Here is a 19233-nt window from a genome sequence, read left to right on the forward strand (position 1 = left end):
CCGCACGACGACCGGGGCCGGCCCCGTGTCAGGGCCGACCCCGGCGGCGGTCGACCAGGCGTCCTGGCGCGTCCTGATCAACCGCGAGTCGTGCGCGCTCCCGTCGGGCGACGGGTCAGACCACCGCGCTGTTGGTCTCGTGCGCGGGCGATGACTCGGCGATCGCGGTGCTCCGCCGCTTCGACACGGTGATCGCGCCGACGATGACCGCGACGGCCACCAGGGCGATGACGGCCCGCACCGCCGGGGAGGCGTCCGCGCCCACCGAGAAGGTGACGATCGCCGGCGCGATCAACACCGACACCAGGTTCATCACCTTGATCAGCGGGTTGATCGCCGGGCCGGCCGTGTCCTTGAACGGGTCGCCCACAGTGTCGCCGATGACGGTGGCGGCGTGCGCCTCGGAGCCCTTGCCGCCGTGGTACCCGTCCTCCACCAGCTTCTTGGCGTTGTCCCACGCGCCGCCGGAGTTCGCCAGGAAGATCGCCATGAGGGTGCCGGTCGCGATGGCGCCGGCCAGGTAGCCGGCCAGCGGGCCGACCCCGAGACCGAAGCCCACGGCGATCGGCGCCAGGACCGCCAGCAGCCCCGGGGTGGCCAGCTCGCGCAACGAGTCCTTGGTGCAGATGTCCACGACCCGCCCGTACTCCGGCCGCGTCGTGCCGTCCATGATCCCCGGGTTGTCCCGGAACTGGCGTCGCACCTCGAAGACCACCGCGCCGGCGGCACGGGAGACCGCGTTGACCGCGAGCCCGGAGAACAGGAAGACCACCGCGGCGCCGACGGCGAGGCCGACCAGCGTGCTCGGACTGAACACGGCGTAGTCCTCGAGGTCGAACACGCCGCCGACCTTGCCGAGCGCCTCCTTGATCGCGTTGTTGTACGACCCGAACAGGGCACTCGCCGCGAGCACCGCCGTGGCGATCGCGATGCCCTTGGTGATCGCCTTGGTCGTGTTGCCCACCGCGTCCAGCTCGGTGAGGATCTGCGCGCCCTGGCCGTGCACGTCGCCGGACATCTCCGCGATGCCCTGCGCGTTGTCGCTCACCGGGCCGAAGGTGTCCATCGCGACGATCACGCCCACGGTGGTGAGCAGACCGCAGCCGGCGAGCGCGATGGCGAACAACGCCACCGTCACCGAACCGGAGAGCAGGAAGGCCCCGTAGACCGCGCCGCCGATGACGATCGCCGTGTACACGGCCGACTCGAAGCCCACCGAGATGCCGGACAGGATCACGGTCGCCGCGCCGGTCAGCGAGGTCTTCCCCACGTCGCGCACCGGGCGGTGCTCGGTGCCGGTGAAGTAGCCCGTCAGCCAGAGGATCACGCCGGCGAGCACGATGCCGATGATCACGGCGACGGCGGCGATCAACGCCGGGTTGCCCTCGGTGCGCTCGCCGCCGTTCAGCGCGGAGAAGCTCGCCGGCAGGTAGGCGAACGCGGCGACGGTGCACAGCACCGCCGAGATGACCGCGGAGATGTAGAACGACCGGTTGATCGCGGACAGGCCGTTCTCACCGGTCCTGGCGTTGGTGACGTACACGCCGATGACCGCGGTCAGCACCCCGATCGCCGGCACGATGAGCGGGAACAGCAGACCCTGCACGCCGAACGCCGCGGTGCCGAGGATCAGCGAGGCGACCAGCGTGACCGCATAGGACTCGAACAGGTCCGCCGCCATTCCCGCGCAGTCGCCCACGTTGTCGCCCACGTTGTCGGCGATCGTGGCCGCGTTGCGCGGGTCGTCCTCGGGGATGTTCTGCTCCACCTTGCCGACCAGGTCCGCGCCGACGTCGGCCGCCTTGGTGAAGATGCCGCCGCCCACCCGCATGAACATCGCCAGCAGCGCGGCGCCGAACCCGAAGCCCTCCAACACCTTCGGCGCCTGGCCCGCGTAGACGAGCACGACGACGGCCGCGCCGAGCAGGCCGAGGCCCACGGTGGTCATGCCGACGACGCCGCCGGTCCGGAACGCCACCCGCATCGCGCGCTCGCGACCGCGCTCCTCCCTGGCCGCCGCCGCGACCCGCACGTTCGCGCGGGTGGACAGCCACATGCCCAGGTACCCGATGGCCGCCGAGAACCCGGCGCCCACCACGAAGAACAGGGACCGCCCCACCCGCTCGCCGACATCGTCCGCCGGCAGCAGGAACAGCAGCAGGAACACGATGACGACGAACACGCCGAGCGTTCGGAACTGGCGGTTGAGGTAGGCCGCCGCGCCCTCCTGCACCGCCCTGGCGATGTCCTGCATGGTCGGGGTGCCCTGGCCGGCGGCCAGCACCTCCCGGAGCAGGACGTACCCGACGGCGAGGGCGGCCAGGGCGACCACGGCGACCACGGCGACTACGCCGCGGTCACCACCGGAGAGCTCGAGGCCCTCCGCGAGGATCAGCCGGGACATCCGTCCTCCTGGTGATGACAGCTATGGAGGCGCCAGGAGCCGGCGGTTGCGTCGGCTCCGACGCCGGGGAAGAAGCGCGCCGCCCGTGTGGGCGGCGTCACGAGCGCGGAGTCTATTCCGCCGCCTAGTGGCTCAGTTCACTGTGTGACCCTCACCGCTCTCGAACGGCCGATTTTCGGGCGTTTGTATCGATCAAGAACGACAGAAAGAGAGCAGTCAGGCGCTCTCCGCGACGGGTGAGGGTCCACATCGGACCGCGTTGACGACTCTCGGTTTCTCGATCACCCATATGGTCGTCTACATTGCGGGGTTTTCCTTCGTCCGGGTTGGTCCAGTCGTCGGTTCCGCTGTCGGTCCGATGTGACACGCTCGACGTCGTGGGTGGACAGGACCGCGGACACGCGTTGCTGAACCGGGTACTGGCCGGTGTTCCCGCCGGCGAGGACCCCGTGACCCACGTCGCCCACATCCCCGAACGACGGGCGCGGACGGTCGAGTGGCCGAAGTGGACGCCGACCGAGCTCCGGGACGCCCTCCGGGCGCGGGGTGTCGAGCGCCCGTGGACCCACCAGGTGGCGGCCGCGGAAGCCGCGCACGGCGGCCGCCACGTGGTGGTGGCGACGGGCACCGCGTCCGGCAAGTCCCTCGCCTACCAGCTCCCCGTCCTCTCGCGGCTGCTCACCGACCCCAGGGCCACCGCGCTCTACCTCGCCCCCACCAAGGCGCTCGGCGCCGACCAGCTCCGCTCGGTGTCCGACCTCGACCTCGCGGGCGTCCGCGCCGCGGCCTACGACGGCGACACCCCCATGGCCGATCGCGACTGGGTCCGCGCCCACGCCCGGTGGGTGTTCACCAACCCCGACATGCTCCACCGGGGCGTGCTGCCCGCCCACGGCCGCTGGGCGACGTTCTTCCGGCGCCTCGCCTACGTCGTCATCGACGAGTGCCACGCCTACCGCGGCGTGTTCGGCTCCCACGTCGCGCTGTTGCTCCGCCGGCTCCGGCGCGTCGCCCGCCGCTACGGCGCTGACCCGGTGTTCGTGCTGGCGTCGGCGACCGTGGCCGAACCGGCCCGCTCCGCCTCCGTCCTGTCCGGAGTGGACTGCGTGGCGGTGACGGAGGACGGCTCACCCCGGGGCGCGCGCACGATCGCCCTGTGGGAACCGCCGCTCCTGGAGGACCTGGCGGGCGAGAACGGCGCCCCGGTTCGCCGCTCGGCGGGCGCGGAGGCGGCGCGCATCCTGACCGACCTCGTGGTGGAGGGGGCGCGGACACTCACGTTCATCCGCTCCCGGCGCGGGGCGGAACTCACCGCGCTCGGCGCCCGTCGACACCTGTCCGAAGTAGACAGTGACCTGGTGGAGCGGGTCGCCGCCTACCGCGGCGGATACCTGCCCGAGGAACGCCGGGCACTCGAACGGGCGCTGTCGGACGGCCGGCTGCTCGGCGTCGCCACGACCAACGCCCTGGAACTCGGCGTGGACATCGCCGGTCTCGACGCGGTCGTGGTCGCCGGCTACCCGGGCACCCTGGCCTCGTTCTGGCAGCAGGCGGGCCGCGCGGGCAGGGCAGGGGACGGCGCGCTGGTGGTGTTCGTGGCCAGGGACGACCCGCTCGACACCTACCTCGTGCACCACCCCTCCGCGATCCTGGATCGCCCGGTGGAGGCCACGGTGCTCGACCCGGGCAACCCGTACGTGCTCACGCCCCAGCTCGCCTGCGCGGCGGCCGAACTCCCCATCACCAGCGAGGAGCTGCCCACCCTGGGCGGCGCCGCCGCCGTCGAGGCACTCGACGCCCTGACCAGCGACGGCGTGGTCCGCCGCCGCCCGGCGGGCTGGTACTGGGTCGCCCACGACCGTCCGCACTCCGACGTGGACATCCGGGGCTCCGGCGGGGAACAGGTCGCCGTGGTGGAGGCGGACACCGGACGACTCCTGGGCACCGTCGACCCGGCCTCCGCGTGCGCCAGCGTCCACCCGGGAGCGCTGTACCTCCACCAGGGATCGTCCTACGTGGTGGACGACCTGGACCTCGACAACGGGTTGGCCCTGGTCCACGCCGAGGATCCGGAGTGGACCACGGTCCCCCGCGACCTCATCGACATCACCGTCGTGCGCACCCTCCGCGAGGAGCGGCACGCCGGGGTGTCGGTGTGCCTCGGCGAGGTCGACGTGACGACCCAGGTCACCAGCTACCTCCGCCGACTGCCCTCCGGCCGGGTCCTCGACCAGGTGCCGCTCGACCTCCCGCCCCAGACCCTGCGCACCCGCGCCGTCTGGTACACGGTCAGCGCCGACCTGCTGCACGGCAGCGCGCCGGGGGGCGCCGGACTGGTCCCGGCGCGTGTCCCCGGCGCGCTGCACGCCGCCGAGCACGCGGCGATCGGCCTGCTACCGCTGTTCGCGACCTGCGACCGGTGGGACATCGGCGGTGTGTCCACAGCCCTGCACGCTGACACCGGGGAGGCGACGGTGTTCGTGCACGACGGTCACCCCGGGGGAGCCGGCTTCGCCGACCGCGGCTTCGCCGCGCTGGTCCCCTGGTTGTCCGCGACGCGGGAGGCGATCTCGTCCTGCGAGTGCCCGGCGGGTTGCCCGTCCTGTGTTCAGTCGCCGAAGTGCGGGAACGGCAACGAACCACTGGACAAGGCGGGCGCGGTGGCCGTCCTGGACGTCGTGCTCCGGGCCATCCGGGCCGACGCGACGGCGACCAGCGCCTGAGGTGTGTCGGGCGGCCCGACGGCTGCGGGGGCCGGCGGCCACCCGACGCACACCTCCAACATCGTCATCAGGCCGCCCTGCTGGCCGCCAGGGGCTGCCCGACCATCGCCTCGTCCTTGCGGCAGGCCGACAGCAGGGCGTCCCGCACCACGTCGATGTGCGGCAACTGCCAACCGCACACCTGGGGCTTGACGCGCCAGTGCACCACGCCATGCTGGAACGGCGAAGGCGGCAACGGAATCCAGCTCCCCCTGCCGTGCAGGACGACGTCCGGGTGCTCCGACAGCTCCGAGCGGGAGGGGCTCCCGTGGTCGGCCGGATCCGACGCGGTCAGGAACAACCAACGGCCGGTGGGAGTGGCGGCGATAGGCACCGGGACGCCCGCGGCGCGCAGGGCGGCGGCGGTGCGGCGGCCGAGTTCCCCGCCCACTTCCACCGCGTCCACGACGAACCCGGTCGCGACGAGGAGGGTGTAGGGCCGACCGCTCCACCACGAGGCGACGTGCTCGGGGTCGGTGCCGACGCGCTGGGCCCAGTCCTGGTGCACCGGCACCGGTCCCTCGTTCCGCGCGCCGTCGCGGCCCTCCCACCGAAGCCCCGCCGGATAGGTACCGGGCAGGACCGGCCAACCACGCCACGCCAGGCCGATGGCCTCCGCGCGCAGCTCGATCCGGAACGCCCCGCGCCAACTATCCGACCACTCCATCGCCCGTCGCCTCCTCTGTTCCGGGGTGCCGTCCGGCGCCCTCGCCACACACAACGGCAGCCCGGACGCGCTCGATAACGCCGCGTCGGCAACCGGTCGCTCCGGCACGGTGAACGCCGTCCCGCGCGGTCGGCGACTGATAAGGAACCCCCTGCGGCTGCCGCCGCCCGCCCACCCGGCCGGGCGCAGGCTCCCGCCGCTCGTCGCGGGCAGCCGACCGTTCGTCGCGTTTCCCCACTCGACGGTCTTTTGCCGAGCCATTCCCGTCCATCTCAGCCGATCGTGTTTCGTTCTCGCGCATCGCACGCGTGCCCGCGCGTGCGCCGACGTTGCTCTGAGCCAGTGGGCGGAATGAGGGCGTGCTGGAGTGGCCCCGTGGCTGGTTGACTGGGGTTGGCTGGCCTTCCAGCCACGGGGCACCCTCGTTGGTCGTTCATGGGAGTGCGCATCACCTCCTTTCTCGCCCGACGGGTCGGGCGGTTGGTCGGATGGGTGGAACGGCGTCCCCTTGACCCCGAAGCCCCCTCGACCCCAGGCCGTTCCGGTTCCCCGATCCCCTGTCCTCTTCCATGGCCCCTGCGCGCCCCGCCTCGGCGAGATGACGTCGGTTCCTGCCCGAAGTCCGCGCTGGGGCTCCCCATGCGGTGACATCCGTCAGGACGTCACCCGTCGTGGAGCGCTCAGTCAGCCACGCCACCCAGGTGTGGCTGATCTGTCAGGCCGGATCTCCCGGGCCCGCGCGAGCTTTCGCGTGGGTCGCGGGAAAACCGCCGAGTGGGCCGGACACCCCGGCTTCGATCTCGACCAGGGCGTCCCACTGTTCGAAGCGGCAGTTCGTGACCTGGGTCCGCATGCTCTCGGCGATCCATCGGGCACGGTCGCATGCCGCCTCGGGCCCGGACAGGGCGTGGGCGGCCGCCGCGAGGGCGGCCAGGTCGGCGGCGCTTTCGGCTCGGCGCCGTGTGATGGTCGCGACGGCGATCTGGACCACCACAGCCGTGACGACGAGAACGGCGAAGACCGTCGCGACGGCCAACAGCGTGGCCGAGCCGTCGTCACGATTCGTTCCGTGCCGCCATGTCCGTCGCATGCGGCGTGGGATGACCGGTGGGGGCAGGGACGTCATCTGGGGGTCTCCCGTTGATCTGTTGTTCCTGGTTCCAGGACCGCGTAGGCCTCGGCCCTGATTCGTATGCCGGGGAGCAGGACCGTGGGGCGATGGCTGACCCGCACCCGCACCGTGTCCCCGTCGACGTGGATGTCGAGATCCGCTTCTCCTGGGATGATCTGCCGAGCGGCTTCCGTCGCACGAGCGCGCTCTCCTCGTGCGGTCAGGCGGGCCGCCTCTCGTGCGGCGTCGGTACACCGCAGTTGAGTGATCAGAGCGGTGATCCCGGCCAGGGCCAGGGCAAGAACCACGACAACGGTGCAGATCCCGAGGGCGGTTTCGACCGTGACCGCTCCTCGGTCGCCGTGGCCGCGCCGCCGCACCCACCAGCTCATCCAGCGCCGCCAACAGTGCGATAAGCCACCTCTGCCACCGACGCCAGGGTTCGCCCTCGCGTCGGCACCAGGATTTCGGGGCTGGCGAGAGGGGCCCTCCACGGCCGGGGAACGTTCTACGCGCCTCATCAGAAGTTCACCGACAAGGCGCGGTTGATGAGCGAGGTCAACGCGGAGACGATCCCGTCTCCCTTGACGATCGCGTAGAGCACGGCGGCGAACGCCGCCGCGGCGATCGTGCCGATGGCGTATTCCGCAGTGCTCATGCCGTCGTCCGCGTTGGCCGCCGTGGTCACACGCCTGAGGATTCGCTGGAACATCGTGGGCTCCTTCCTGGCACCGGGTGGTGCCGTGACTGTGTTGTTCTTCCGCGCTGTGCGGGGATCAGAGGGGTCAGGCGTCACCAGGTATCGATGAGGCGATGGGCGAGGCCGAGGACGACGGGCACGACTCCCAGGCAGAGGAACGCCGGGAGGAAGCAGAGTCCGAGGGGCCCGGTGATCAGGACTCCCGCGCGTTGGGCGCGGGCCTCCGCGGTGTCCCTGGCCTCTGCTCTGAGTTCGGTGGCCAGTTGACGGGCGACGTCGGCCAGCGCGGACCCTGATCGTGCGGTCCGGCGGGCTGCTCGGGCGAGTTGGGCGGTGTCGGTGTGGTCCAGGGCGGGTGTCCACGCCGCGACGGGGTCCGCGCCGAGTGCGAGCAGTTCCCCCACCCGACGGAGGACGGCCGCGGCGGGCGGGGGCAGGCTGGTGGTCGTGGCGCGGACGGCGGCGGGGACGGGGAGGCCGGCGGCGAGGGACGCGGCCAGAAGGTCCCAGCCCGCGGCCAGCCGCAGCGGGTCAGACGGGGCGAGTCGCGAGGCGCGCCTGGAGTGCCGCCGCCAGGCGATGAGGCAGGTGGCGGTTGAGGCGCATCCGATCAACACGCCGGTCGTTCCCGTGACGAGGCTCGCGACGAGGAGTCCCACCGTTCCGGCGACCAGGACCGGCGCCCACTCTCGTCGTGGTCGGTGGGGCGCGGGCGGGTCGTGGCGCAGAAGGCTGGTGAGCCGAGTGCGGGAGACCACCGGGCCGGGAGCGACGAGCAGGACGACTGCCAACGTGGCGAGCGAGGCTGCCTGGGTCATCATGGCCGCGCCGCCTTGGCGGTGAGGCGGTTGCTCCAGCTCAGGCCGGCGCACACGAGGCAGGCTCCGATTGCCAGGAGCGCCTGGCCAGGCGCGCTCGTCGTGAGCACGCTCCACGGACTCGCCCCGATGGCCTCGCCGAGCAGGAGTCCCAACAGGGGCAGGGCGGCCAGGACCGCGGCAGTCGCGCGGGGGCCAGCCATTCCGGCGTGGACCTGACGTGCGAACCGGACCCGGTGTTCGAGATCGGCGCAGAGCGCGTCGACCAGGTCCGCCAGCGGGACCCCGAACCGTTCGGACAGGGCCCAGGCGTTGGCGAGCCCCTCCAACGCGTCCCCGAGGACGGGCTGTTGTTCCGAGATCGTCCGAAGCGCGGAAGCCATGTCCCCGCCCAGACGGGAGGTTGACGCGAACGCCGTGAGCACACCCGCGACCTGGGGGTCGGTGTCCGCCGCGGCTCCCTCCGCCGCGGTCGCGGGGTGTGCGCCGGCGCGGAGTTCGGCCACCAGGAGCCGGAGCGCTCGGGCGAGGTTCGCGAGGGCGGACACTCGGAGGGCTTCGGCGCGCCGGGCCCGCCAGCGGGACCACAGGGTGCCGGCGGACACCGCGCCGGCGACCCCGCCACCCGGCCCGGCGACGAGTGCCCCCGCGAGAGCTCCCGCCACGGCCAGTGAGGGCGTGGAGAGGGGAACAGCGGCCACCCACCGGTGGGCGAGACGACGGGCGCCTCGGCCGAGCGGGGAACGGATGCCACGCAGTCGGGAGCGGGCCGGGGCGGCGGGCCACAGGAGAACCGCCATGACGAGCAGGAGAGTGGTGGTCAGCATGTCGGCGGTTCCCCTCGCTCCGAGAGAAGGGCGTTCAGCCGCTCCCGTCCGGGTCCCCATCCGGTGGCGAGGGTCCAGGCGGGCGCGATCCGCACCCAGTCGCCGTCTCGTTCCAGCACGCCGACCGCGCTGAGGACGCGGCTTCCTCCGGGCTCACGCCGCATGTGCAGGACGAGTTGCACCGCTGCGGCGAGTTGGCTGTGCAGGGCGGCCCGGGACATGCCAGCGAGGGCCGCCAGGGCTTCGACCCTGGCCGGCACCTCCGCCGGGGAATTGGCGTGCAGTGTGCCCGCTCCCCCGTCGTGTCCCGTGTTGAACGCCGCGAGGAGGTCGCTGATCTCCGCGCCGCGCACCTCGCCGACCACCAGTCGGTCGGGCCGCATGCGCAGGGCCTGACGAACCAGGGTGCGCAGGGTGACCTCGCCAACCCCCTCGACGTTGGGTGGCCGGGCCACCAGGCGGACCACGTGGGGGTGGTCGGGGGCGAGTTCGCCCGCGTCCTCGACGCACACCACCCGCTCCTGGTGGGGGACGCAGCCCAGGAGGGCCGCGAGGAGTGTCGTCTTTCCCGAGCCCGTGCCGCCGACCACCAGGAAGGACAGTCGTGCGCGGACCACGGAGCGCAGCAGGTGCGCCGTGCCGGGGCCGAAGGCGCCGAGACGGAGGAGGGCGTCCAGGTCGTGGGCCGCCGGTCGGAGGACCCGGAGGGACAGGCAGGTGCCGCGGGACGCGATCGGTGGGAGGACGGCGTGGAGCCGGACCGATCCGCCCGTTCCGCCGGCGGGGCCGGCGGGCGCGGGAAGCCACCCGTCGACGAAGGGCTGTGCGTCGTCGAGCCTCCGTCCGGCGATCAGGGCGAGCCGTTGGGCGAGACGCCGAACGGCGTCCTCGTCGGCGAAGTGGACGTCGTGGACCCTGCTCAGTCCGCCGCCCCGGTCCACCCAGACCTCACCCGGCGCGCACACGAGGACGTCGGTGGTGGCGGGGTCGCGGAGGAGCGGTTCCAGCGGGCCGGCCCCGACGAACTCCCGTTGCAGCAGGCGGAGCGCGTCGAGCATGTCGACGTCGCCCACGACGCCCCCGGTCTCCGCGCGGACGGCGTCCGCGACCACGGCCGGGGTGACCTCGACGCCGGCTCCGGCGAGGCGTTGGCGCACGCGGTCCACGAGATCGGCGCTCACCGGGCACCTCCCGCGCCGGCCGCGTCGAGGGCGGAGAGGATCTTGCGGGCGGTTCGGGCGAGCGGTCCTCGGGGCCGGTGGGGGAGCCGGCCGCGATCGAGCGCGCTGGCCAGACCGGGTTCGGGGCGCATGGCGGCCAGCAGGGGCAGGTCCAGCGTGTTGGCGACGTCCCGCACGCCGAGGCCGCCGGGCGCCGGTCCCCGCACGACGAGGCGGAGGTGGGCCCCGCGTTCCGTCGCCATCCGCGCGACGGGCCCCGCGGCCGCACAGGCCCTGACCTCGGCGGGAACGACCAGGACCGTCAGGTCGGCGCGGTCGAGCGCCGCCAGGGCCGTGTCCGGCAGGTGTCGCGGCAGGTCGCACACGACGGTCTCGCCGGCGCGTCGTCCGGCCTCGACCACCGTGGCGACGGCGTCGGGCTCCGGCCCCCTGCCCTCCCGGTCGCAGGACAGGACGGTGAGCGGGGTGCCGTCCAGCACCGCGGTCGGCAGGGCCGCGTGCAAGGATGACGCGGCGACCCGTCCCCCGGTGAGCGCGAGTTCCGGCCACCGCATGCCTTCCGCTTCCTCGACGCCCAACACGAGGTCGAGTCCGCCGCCCAGGGGATCGCAGTCGACGAGCAGGGTGCGTTGGGCGCGACGGGCGGAGGCGATCGCGACGGCCGAGGCGAGCACGGAGGCTCCGCCGCCGCCCCGACCACCGAGCACCGTCAGCACCCGGCCGGCCACCGGTCCCGGTGACTCGTGGGCGTCGGCGAGGGCGCTGACGAGCCAGTGTTCGGCGGCCGGCAGGGCGAGCACCTTCTCAGCGCCGACGGCGACCGCGGAACGCCACACCGGTGGGGGTGGCTCGCCGGGGCAGACCACGAGCACGCCGCCTCGTCGGGGCATTCCGGCCGCCGCGCAGTCCGCGGCGGCGGTCGGGTCCAGGACCACCATCGGCGCCGCCGACCACCGTTGCCGCGCGGCCTCGGCGTCCGGCGCGCGCTCGAGTTCGCAACCGGCGGCGGCTGCCAGGCGCAGCAGGTCGTCCAGCAGGTCTCCGTCGTCGGCGAGGACGAGCGGTTTGGTCGTGTCCATCTGATCCCCCCGGATCGGTCCCCGCAGCACGGTCGCGGACCCTCGTCCGCCCTGGCCCGTCTGCGCCGTCCTCACGGTGGACCGGCGGCGGCCGCCCGCCAAGGACGCAAGATCAACATGTGGACAACCGGAGCGGCTGTGGATAACTACGTGCCCGTTGGAGTGACCTGGCCGGTTTCTGTCGGACTGTTCCGGCAGGATCGACCGGGGTGCTGTGTCCTCCGGGAAGACGAGGACGCGGACGACATCCCGACAACGACACGAAGCGAAGCCGACAGCATCCCGAAAGAAATCCGCTCAGGTGAAGACGGACCCCAACAGGGCGAAGGAAGGCTTACGGGACGTATCGGGAGACCAGGGCGCGCCGCCGAGGCGGGAGGCCGGAACCACCCCGGACATGGGACGACCCCCGCCAGGGGGGAGGGACGGGGGTCGCCGGAGTTCAGCCCCGGGGGGTCGAGCTGAACCCGTCCGGTGCAACACCGGACGCTTCTACTGTATCCCTCCGCTGCCGGGTGACGCCTCCCGTCCGTTCGAGGGACGCACGGAAAGGTGGTCACCCCCACCTATGCTGGGCGGCGTGACCGATGTCAGCAGTGGCCCGGCGTCGTCGGCCGACCGTCGGGTCGCGGCGTTCTTCGACCTGGACAGGACGGTCATCGCGAAGTCCAGCACCCTCGCCTTCAGCCGGCCCTTCTTCCAGGAGGGCCTCATCAACCGGCGGGCCGTGCTCAAGAGCGCGTACGCCCAGTTCGTGTTCATGCTCGCCGGTGCGGACGAGGACCAGACCGACCGGATGCGCGCCCACATCACCGCCCTGTGCGCGGGGTGGGACGTCGAGCAGGTGCGGGCGATCGTCGAGGAGACGCTGCACGACGTCGTCGACCCGCTGGTCTACAAGGAGGCCGCGCAGCTCGTCGCCGAGCACAGGGAGCGGGGCCACGACGTGGTGGTCGTCTCCTCGTCGGGCGAGGAGGTCGTCGGCCCGATCGCGCAGATGGTGGGGGCGACGGACAGCGTCGGCACCCGGATGGTCGTGGAGAGCGGCCGGTACACCGGGGAGGTCGACTTCTACTGCTCGGGCGAGGGCAAGGCGGAGGTCGTCCGCAAGCTCGCCGCGGAGCGGGGGTACGACCTGGCCGACTGCCACGCCTACTCCGACTCCATCGCCGATCTCCCCCTCCTGGAGGCGGTGGGCCATCCGACCGCCGTCAACCCGGACCGGGGGCTGCGCAAGGTGGCCGTGCAGCGCGGTTGGCCCGTCCTGGCCTTCTCGCATCCGGTGTCGCTGCGCGCGAGGATTCCCACCCCCTCCGGCACGGCCGTCGCCGCGGCGGCGGCCGCGGTCGGTCTCGGGGCCGTGGCCGCCGCCGGCGTGGCCTGGTACGGCCTGCGCCGCCGGCGGCGCTGCGAGGACTGAGGCGGCCGCTCGTCCTCCGTCCGGGGTGCCGTCGGAGTACGCGGTTACGGCGTGCAGCCGGAATCCGGGGAGGGCGTGCGCCATCCGTACCTGTACCGGTGCACTCGTCCGAGCCCTTGATGTGACGGCGCACACGGATTACAAAGGAGGTGCGGACAACCTGAAGGCCAGGGGCGATGCGAGGAGAAGCACCGCCCACCCCTGAAGGGCTCCGCGCGCGAGCCGCGGGCACCCACGCCTAGCACGCCGCGGGAGGCTTGTCGACAAGGGGCTGCGTATCGGGACGCCGGACGCCGAGCCCTGGAAGTACGACACGAGTGCACGCCTGGTAACCCGCACGCTCGCGCTGACTGGCGGCGCCCCCCGGAGTCTCACCGGGTGGGCGCCGTCGTCGCGTCCGGGGGCCGGGCCGCTCCGCCAGTCCCCGCGACTCACCTCATGGGTGCCTTCCCCCGCCTGTCCCCTTGCTGGCGGTTGTCTGGCGGCCGATGCCCTCGTCAAGGTGGTCCGAGGACCCCGGACGGGGGGCTGGCGCGCCGGCCAGGAGCCCGCTGAACGGCCGTTGACCCACCCCTGGGGCGTGAGTAACTTCCAGGGAAAATCTTGCAGTTGGTGAAGAGTTCTCAGGGGGCACCCGTGGCCAAGGCCCGCACCACCAGCCGCCGTGTCCTGACCACACTCGCCGCGGTGACCCTCGCCGGCAGCCTCGCACTGCCCTCCGACGCCGACCCCTCCTCACGCGCCGCCGCCGGAGCCCACGGCGCCTCCGCGTGGGCGAACGCCACGTTGCGCCGCATGTCGCTGGAGGAGAAGGTCGGCCAGCTCTTCGTCACCTACGCCTATGGCAGCGGGGCCGACAGCCGACATCCGAAGAACCAGGAGGAGTTCGGCGTCGACACTCCCGCCGAGGTGGTGCGGCGGTACCACCTGGGCGGGGTCATCTACTTCTCGTGGACGGAGAGCTTCGTCGACCCCAAGCAGGTCGCGGGCCTGTCCAACGGTCTCCAGCGGGCCGCGCTCACCTCGGGCGCCGGGGTCCCGCTGCTGGTCTCCACCGACCAGGAGCACGGCGTGGTCACCCGCTTCGGCGCGCCGGCGACGCAGTTCCCCGGCAGCATGGCCCTGGGCGCCTCCCGCAGCGTCGACGACGCCCGCGGGGCGGCCAGGATCGCGGGGGCCGAGTTGCGCGCGGTCGGGATCAACCAGAACTACGCGCCCGTCGCGGACGTCAACACGAACCCCGCGAACCCCGTGATCGGAGTCCGGTCGTTCTCGTCCGACCCGGGCCTCGCGGCCGAGATGGTGGCCGCCCAGGTGCGGGGCTACGAGGGCGAGGGCAGCCCCCGGCGCGGGGTCTCCGCGACCATCAAGCACTTCCCGGGCCACGGGGACACGAACGTCGACAGCCACAGCGGGCTGCCCGTGATCCACCACGACCGCGAGCAGTGGCGCCGGCTGGACGCGCCCCCGTTCCGCGCCGCCATCGCCCAGGGCGTCGACATGATCATGAGTGGGCACCTCGTGGTCCCCGGGCTCGACGACTCCCAGGAGCCCGCCACGGTGTCGCCGAAGGTGCTCACCGGGATCCTCCGCGAGGAGCTGGGCTTCCGAGGCGTCGTGATCACGGACTCGCTCCAGATGGACGCCGTGCGCGCGCGGTACCCCGACGCCGAGCTGGCGGTGCGCGCCCTGTTGGCCGGCGCCGACCAACTCCTGATGCCGCAGAACCTGCGCGCCGCCTACGACGGCGTGCTCGCCGCCGTGCGCTCGGGTCGCCTCTCCGAGCGCCGGATCGACGACAGCGTGCGACGCGTCCTCACAGTGAAGTTCAACCGGGGAATCCCGCACCAGCCGTTCGTCGACGAGACGGCGGTGGACAGGGTCGTGGGCACCCGGGAACACCTGGCCGCGGCCCAGGAGATCACCGACCGCACCCTGACCGCGCTGCGCAACGACGACGGGCTGCTGCCCCTGCGCACCAAGCCCGGCCGTGTCCTGGTGACCGGGTGGGGTGAGAGCGCGACGAAGGTCCTCACGGAGCGGATCTCGGCGCGGGGCGTCGCGACGACGCGGAAGACGACGGGTCCGAAGCCGAGTCCGACGGCGATCGGCGACGCGGTCGCCGCGGCACGCGACCACGACCTCACCGTCGTGCTCACCCATCAGGCGTGGGACGACAGCCAGCAACAGGACCTCGTGCGCGAACTGGCCCACTCGGGCAAGCCCGTGATCACGGTCGCTGTGCGAGACCCCTACGACGCCGCGTACGTCGACCAGGCCCGCACGTGGCTGGTGACCTACTCCTACGGCAGCCCCGCGATGGAGTCGCTGGCGAAGGTGCTGTTCGGCGAGTCGTCGCCCCGGGGCAAGCTTCCGGTGACGGTGCCCGAGCCCGGCAGGCCGGACACCCCGCGGTTCCCGTTCGGCCACGGCCTGAGTTGGTGACCGGCGCGATGAGTGGCCTGTCCCGACGGGGGTTCCTCGCCGTGTCCGCCGCGGCGGGGCCGGTTCTCGCCGGCGGCGCCGCCAGTGCCTCGCCGGAGGCTCCTCGCCGGCACACCGTGTCCACCGGCGCGGACGTGCTCGCCGCCGAGGGCTGGCGTCGCCTGGCCGGGCGTCGCGTGGGCGTGGTGACCAACCCGACGGGCGTGCTCCACGACCTCCGTCATGTCGTCGACGCCATGCACGAGTCCGGCGCCGTCCGCGTGTCGGCGGTGTTCGGCCCCGAACACGGGTTCCGGGGAACCGCCCAGGCGGGTGGTTCGGAGGGCGACTACCAGGACCCCCGGACGGGGATTCCCGTGTACGACGCCTACGGCGTCACCGCCGACAAGCTCGCCGAGATGTTCCGGAAGGCCGACGTCGAGGTGGTCGTCTTCGACATCGCGGACGTCGGCGCGCGTTTCTACACCTACATCTGGACGATGTACACGGCGATGCGCGCGGCGGTCGCCACCGGCGCCGCCTTCGTCGTGCTCGACCGGCCGAACCCGCTGGGTGGCCAGGCGTTCGGGCCGCAGCTCGACCCGGCCTTCGCGTCGGGCGTGGGGCGCAAGCCGATCGTGCAACAGCACGGCATGACGACCGGCGAGTTGGCCCGCCTGTTCGACGCGGAGTTCCTGCCGGCCGACGCCAACGGCCATCGTCTGTCCTCTTTGGACGTCGTTGCCGTCAGGGGCTGGCGCCGGAGCGCCCGCTTCGCCGAGACCGGCCTGCGCTGGGTGCCGCCCAGCCCCAACATGCCGACCCCCGACACCGCGCTGGCCTATGCCGGAACCTGCTTATTCGAGGGCACCTCCTTCTCCGAGGGGCGTGGAACGACCCGGCCGTTCGAGACGGTCGGCGCGCCGAAGGTGGACTGGCGGTGGGCCGAAGACCTCAACGCGCTCCATCTGCCCGGAGTGGCCTTCCGCGAGACGTTCTTCGTGCCGACCTTCGGCAAGCACGAGAAGCAGACCTGCGGCGGAGTCCAGCTCCACATCACCGAGGCCGGCGACTTCGACGCGATCCGCACGGCGGTGGCGATGCTCGTGACGGCGCGCCGGCGCTACCCCGACCTCTTCTCCTGGCGGTCGGACAACTGGATCGACCGGCTGTCGGGGTCCGACCGGCTCCGCCGTCAGGTGGACGCCGGGGCCGGGGTCGACGAGGTGGTGGGCGCGTGGAACGCGGAGCTGAGGGCCTTCCGCCGTCAGCGCGAGCGGTACCTGCTCTACCGGTGAGGTGCGCGATGCGTGGTCTGGCCCTGGTGTTCGTCGCCCTGCTCGCCCTGACGTCGAGTTCGGCGGCGGCCGACCCCGACGCGGAGTCCGCCGGCTGGACCGGCCGCTTCGACCGGCCCCGAGGAGCGTTCGCCCCGCCCCACACCGTCCTGCTGGACGGCACGGCGGAGCGGGTGGGGCTGGACCCGGCCCCGCTCGACGAGGCCCTGTCCCGGGTGCGGGCCTGGACCGAGGGAACACCGCACCCCCTGTTCTCCGGGGCGGTGACCCTGCTGGCGCACGACGGGGTGGTCGTGCGACGGGACGCCGCGGGCTACGCGCTGCGCTACGAGGGCACGCGCCCGGACGGCGGCGGGCAGGAGCTGCCGAGGGACCGGTGGGAGCCGGCCAGGACCGACACGATCTTCGACCTGGCCTCGATCTCCAAGCTGTTCACGTCCATCGTGGTGATGCGCCAGGTGGAGGCGGGCCGCGTCGACGTCGAGGCGCCGGTGTCGCGGTACCTGCCGGAGTTCGCCGCGAACGGCAAGGAGACGGTGACCGTCCGACAGTTGCTCACCCACACCTCGGGTCTGGAGCCGTTCCTGCCACTGTGGCGCGACTGGCCGGACAAGCCCTCCCGGATCCGCGCGGTGCTGGAGGCGAAACCTCAGGCGGCGCCGGGGACCAGGTACGTGTACTCGGACCTCAACCTCATCACGCTGGGTGTGTTGGCGGAGCGGGTCTCGGGGACGGACCTGGCGTCTCTGGTGCGCGAGGGCATCACAGAGCCACTGGGGATGCGGGACACGGGCTACAACCCGCCCGAGTCGGTGCGGCACCGCGTCGCGGCGACCGAGTACACGACCACCCCGCCGAGGGGAGTGGTGCGGGGCGAGGTGCACGACGAGAACGCGTGGTCGCTGGGCGGGGTCGCCGGCCACGCCGGTGTCTTCTCCACCGCGCAGGACCTCGCCGTCCTCGGCCAGACGATCCTCAACGGGGGCGTCTACCGGGGGCGCCGCGTGCTGCGGCAGGAGACCGTCCGGCAGATGCTGACCGACTACAACCCGGGGTTCCCGGACAACGCCCACGGTCTCGGCTTCGAGTTGGACCAGCGGTGGTACATGGACGGCCTGTCCGGGCCGCGCACGGCGGGGCACACCGGGTTCACCGGGACCTCGCTGGTCATCGATCCCGCGTCGCGGTCGATCGCCGTGCTGTTGACCAACCGGGTTCACCCCAGCCGGGAGTGGGGCAGCGTCAATCCCGCTCGCCAGGCCGTGGCCGGGGGCCTGGCGCGGGCGCTGGCCGTCCGTCCCGTCGCGGGTGACCAGGCCTGGTTCTCCGGTGTCGGGAACGGGCGGACCGCCACGCTGCGCTCCCCCGCCCTGGCCCCGAGGACCGGCCACGTGTCCGTGTCCTTCGACGCCTTCGTCGACACCGAGCCGACGGACACCCTCACACTGGAGTCCAGTGTGGACCGTGGGCGGAGCTGGGCCGCGGTGCCCGTCAGGGCGAGCGGACCCGGCGCCCCGGACGGGGAACGCACCGCGCTCGCCGGCGCCGGCCACCGGAACTGGTGGCGGGTCCGCGCCGATCTCCGCCCCGACGGGCGCGAACTGTGGTTGCGGTGGCGCCACACCACCGACGCCAGGTACTCGGGCCGAGGCGTGTACCTGGACGGCATCCGGATCCGGGACGGCCGGGGTGTTCTGCTCGACGACGAGCGGGAGCCCGGCCGGCTCACCGCGGAGGGGTGGCGGCCGGCCGGGCGTTAGCGCGTGGAGCTCGCCGAGCGGATCAGCTCGTTGACCCGCTCGGTCAGCCGGTTGCGGTCGCCGGGCGCGAGGGTGAACCACCGCCGCCCGTCACCCGCCGGCTTGTGTTGCACGAGGTAGCGGCCGTCGGTCGTGTCGATGAAGTCGACGGTGAACGGCACCCGCGTCGTGCGGCCGGTGACGTAGTCGAAGCTCTTCGCCCCGAACTGGCCGCCGCGCAGCCGCTGGGCGGTCAGCACCCGCGCGAGGTGCTGGGCGTCCTCCTGGCGCAGGCCGACCGAGGCGAAGCCCGCCGCCATGGCGTTCGCGGATCCGGCGGACCGCCGCACGACGTCCTCCAGCGCGTCGGTGGCGGCCGTGACGGAGACCCCGGTTCCCGCGGGGGCGTCGGGCAGCATCCCGACGAGCGTCCGCGCCGCGGAGGGCGCGTAGAGCCGCTCCAGCACGAACTCGCCGTCGAGGATCGCGGCGAGCACCGCCTTGTCCCCGTCCATGCCGACGACGGCGGCGCGCTCGTCGTCGGGGTGTTCGCCGAAGATCACGTGCACGCCGACCGGGGGCCGGGCGAGCAGGTGGAACGCGTCCTCCACGAACGGGTCCAGCTCACCCGGCCGGCCGAGGCCCCTCTCCTGGATCTCCGCCCAGCCGCGGCGCAGCAGGCCGGGGCGCTCGTCCAGGGTGTCGCCGTGCGAGGGCACCTCCAGCAGCACCGGCAGCTTGACGTCCAGGTGCTCGCGGAGCGCGTCCACGGCCAACAGCGACAGCGTGATCCTCGTGCTCAC

At 72.9% G+C, this 19233-nt stretch carries 15 protein-coding genes; 5 read left to right on the top strand and 10 right to left on the bottom strand.

What is annotated here, in order from left to right:
• Window positions 1–115: 115 nt before the first annotated feature.
• A complete protein-coding gene (locus LX15_RS08295) occupies window positions 116–2404 on the bottom strand; it encodes a sodium-translocating pyrophosphatase (RefSeq protein WP_253668915.1) in 2289 nt (762 codons plus the stop codon).
• Window positions 2405–2781: 377 nt separating this feature from the next.
• Between LX15_RS08295 and sftH the strand changes: the two genes are divergently transcribed.
• A complete protein-coding gene (gene sftH / locus LX15_RS08300) occupies window positions 2782–5127 on the top strand; it encodes a DEAD/DEAH box helicase (RefSeq protein ID WP_253668916.1) in 2346 nt (781 codons plus the stop codon).
• Window positions 5128–5194: 67 nt separating this feature from the next.
• Here the strand turns inward: sftH and LX15_RS08305 are convergent, their stop codons facing one another.
• The 8 genes from LX15_RS08305 to ssd form a co-directional block, all read right to left on the bottom strand.
• A complete protein-coding gene (locus LX15_RS08305; protein ID WP_253668917.1) occupies window positions 5195–5833 on the bottom strand; it encodes a bifunctional DNA primase/polymerase in 639 nt (212 codons plus the stop codon).
• Window positions 5834–6548: 715 nt separating this feature from the next.
• A complete protein-coding gene (locus LX15_RS08310; RefSeq protein WP_308213427.1) occupies window positions 6549–6959 on the bottom strand; it encodes an Rv3654c family TadE-like protein in 411 nt (136 codons plus the stop codon).
• On the bottom strand, window positions 6956–7465 hold the full coding sequence (locus LX15_RS08315; RefSeq protein ID WP_308213428.1) for a TadE family type IV pilus minor pilin: 510 nt from the start codon (window positions 7463–7465) through the stop codon (window positions 6956–6958). The genes LX15_RS08310 and LX15_RS08315 overlap by 4 nt, the downstream gene beginning before the upstream one ends.
• The gene (locus LX15_RS08320; protein ID WP_301304234.1) at window positions 7465–7656 is read right to left on the bottom strand and encodes a DUF4244 domain-containing protein; all 192 of its coding nucleotides are present in this window, start codon (window positions 7654–7656) and stop codon (window positions 7465–7467) included. Before LX15_RS08320 ends, LX15_RS08315 begins: the two co-directional genes overlap by 1 nt.
• Before the next feature lie 80 nt (window positions 7657–7736).
• Window positions 7737–8465 (bottom strand): type II secretion system F family protein, encoded by a 729-nt coding sequence (locus LX15_RS08325; protein WP_253668921.1) that lies wholly within the window; start codon window positions 8463–8465, stop codon window positions 7737–7739.
• Window positions 8462–9289 (bottom strand): type II secretion system F family protein, encoded by an 828-nt coding sequence (locus LX15_RS08330; protein ID WP_253668922.1) that lies wholly within the window; start codon window positions 9287–9289, stop codon window positions 8462–8464. Before LX15_RS08330 ends, LX15_RS08325 begins: the two co-directional genes overlap by 4 nt.
• Window positions 9283–10470 carry a TadA family conjugal transfer-associated ATPase gene (locus LX15_RS08335; protein ID WP_253668923.1) on the bottom strand — a complete coding sequence of 396 codons (1188 nt, stop codon included), beginning with the start codon at window positions 10468–10470 and terminating at the stop codon, window positions 9283–9285. Before LX15_RS08335 ends, LX15_RS08330 begins: the two co-directional genes overlap by 7 nt.
• A complete protein-coding gene (gene ssd / locus LX15_RS08340; protein WP_253668924.1) occupies window positions 10467–11549 on the bottom strand; it encodes a septum site-determining protein Ssd in 1083 nt (360 codons plus the stop codon). Before ssd ends, LX15_RS08335 begins: the two co-directional genes overlap by 4 nt.
• A 568-nt stretch (window positions 11550–12117) precedes the next feature.
• Here ssd and LX15_RS08345 point away from each other — a divergent pair.
• The 4 genes from LX15_RS08345 (at window position 12118) to LX15_RS08360 (ending at window position 18451) form a co-directional block, all read left to right on the top strand.
• Entirely contained in the window at window positions 12118–12969 is an 852-nt protein-coding gene (locus LX15_RS08345; protein WP_253668925.1) for an HAD family hydrolase, read from the top strand.
• A 636-nt stretch (window positions 12970–13605) separates the two neighbouring features.
• The gene (locus LX15_RS08350; RefSeq protein WP_253668926.1) at window positions 13606–15414 is read left to right on the top strand and encodes a glycoside hydrolase family 3 protein; all 1809 of its coding nucleotides are present in this window, start codon (window positions 13606–13608) and stop codon (window positions 15412–15414) included.
• Window positions 15415–15422: 8 nt separating this feature from the next.
• A complete protein-coding gene (locus LX15_RS08355) occupies window positions 15423–16691 on the top strand; it encodes an exo-beta-N-acetylmuramidase NamZ family protein (protein WP_253668927.1) in 1269 nt (422 codons plus the stop codon).
• 8 nt (window positions 16692–16699) lie between these two features.
• On the top strand, window positions 16700–18451 hold the full coding sequence (locus tag LX15_RS08360; protein WP_253668928.1) for a serine hydrolase domain-containing protein: 1752 nt from the start codon (window positions 16700–16702) through the stop codon (window positions 18449–18451).
• Here LX15_RS08360 and LX15_RS08365 read toward each other — a convergent pair.
• Complete coding sequence (locus tag LX15_RS08365) at window positions 18448–19233, bottom strand: ESX secretion-associated protein EspG (RefSeq protein WP_253668929.1); 786 nt, start codon at window positions 19231–19233, stop codon at window positions 18448–18450. The two genes, LX15_RS08360 and LX15_RS08365, sit on opposite strands and share 4 nt — an antisense overlap.

The sequence above is a fragment of the Streptoalloteichus tenebrarius genome, assembly GCF_024171885.1.
Taxonomy (GTDB): domain Bacteria; phylum Actinomycetota; class Actinomycetes; order Mycobacteriales; family Pseudonocardiaceae; genus Streptoalloteichus; species Streptoalloteichus tenebrarius.

Bases quoted from the DNA above. Each gene is read 5' to 3' on its own strand.
- LX15_RS08295 (WP_253668915.1), bottom strand. From the start codon at position 2,404: ATGTCCCGGCTGATCCTCGCGGAGGGCCTCGAGCTCTCCGGTGGTGAC.
- LX15_RS08305 (WP_253668917.1), bottom strand. From the start codon at position 5,833: ATGGAGTGGTCGGATAGTTGGCGCGGGGCGTTCCGGATCGAGCTGCGC.
- LX15_RS08310 (WP_308213427.1), bottom strand. From the start codon at position 6,959: ATGACGTCCCTGCCCCCACCGGTCATCCCACGCCGCATGCGACGGACA.
- LX15_RS08315 (WP_308213428.1), bottom strand. From the start codon at position 7,465: ATGAGGCGCGTAGAACGTTCCCCGGCCGTGGAGGGCCCCTCTCGCCAG.
- LX15_RS08320 (WP_301304234.1), bottom strand. From the start codon at position 7,656: ATGTTCCAGCGAATCCTCAGGCGTGTGACCACGGCGGCCAACGCGGAC.
- LX15_RS08325 (WP_253668921.1), bottom strand. From the start codon at position 8,465: ATGATGACCCAGGCAGCCTCGCTCGCCACGTTGGCAGTCGTCCTGCTC.
- LX15_RS08330 (WP_253668922.1), bottom strand. From the start codon at position 9,289: ATGCTGACCACCACTCTCCTGCTCGTCATGGCGGTTCTCCTGTGGCCC.
- ssd (WP_253668924.1), bottom strand. From the start codon at position 11,549: ATGGACACGACCAAACCGCTCGTCCTCGCCGACGACGGAGACCTGCTG.
- LX15_RS08345 (WP_253668925.1), top strand. From the start codon at position 12,118: ATGCTGGGCGGCGTGACCGATGTCAGCAGTGGCCCGGCGTCGTCGGCC.
- LX15_RS08355 (WP_253668927.1), top strand. From the start codon at position 15,423: ATGAGTGGCCTGTCCCGACGGGGGTTCCTCGCCGTGTCCGCCGCGGCG.
- LX15_RS08360 (WP_253668928.1), top strand. From the start codon at position 16,700: ATGCGTGGTCTGGCCCTGGTGTTCGTCGCCCTGCTCGCCCTGACGTCG.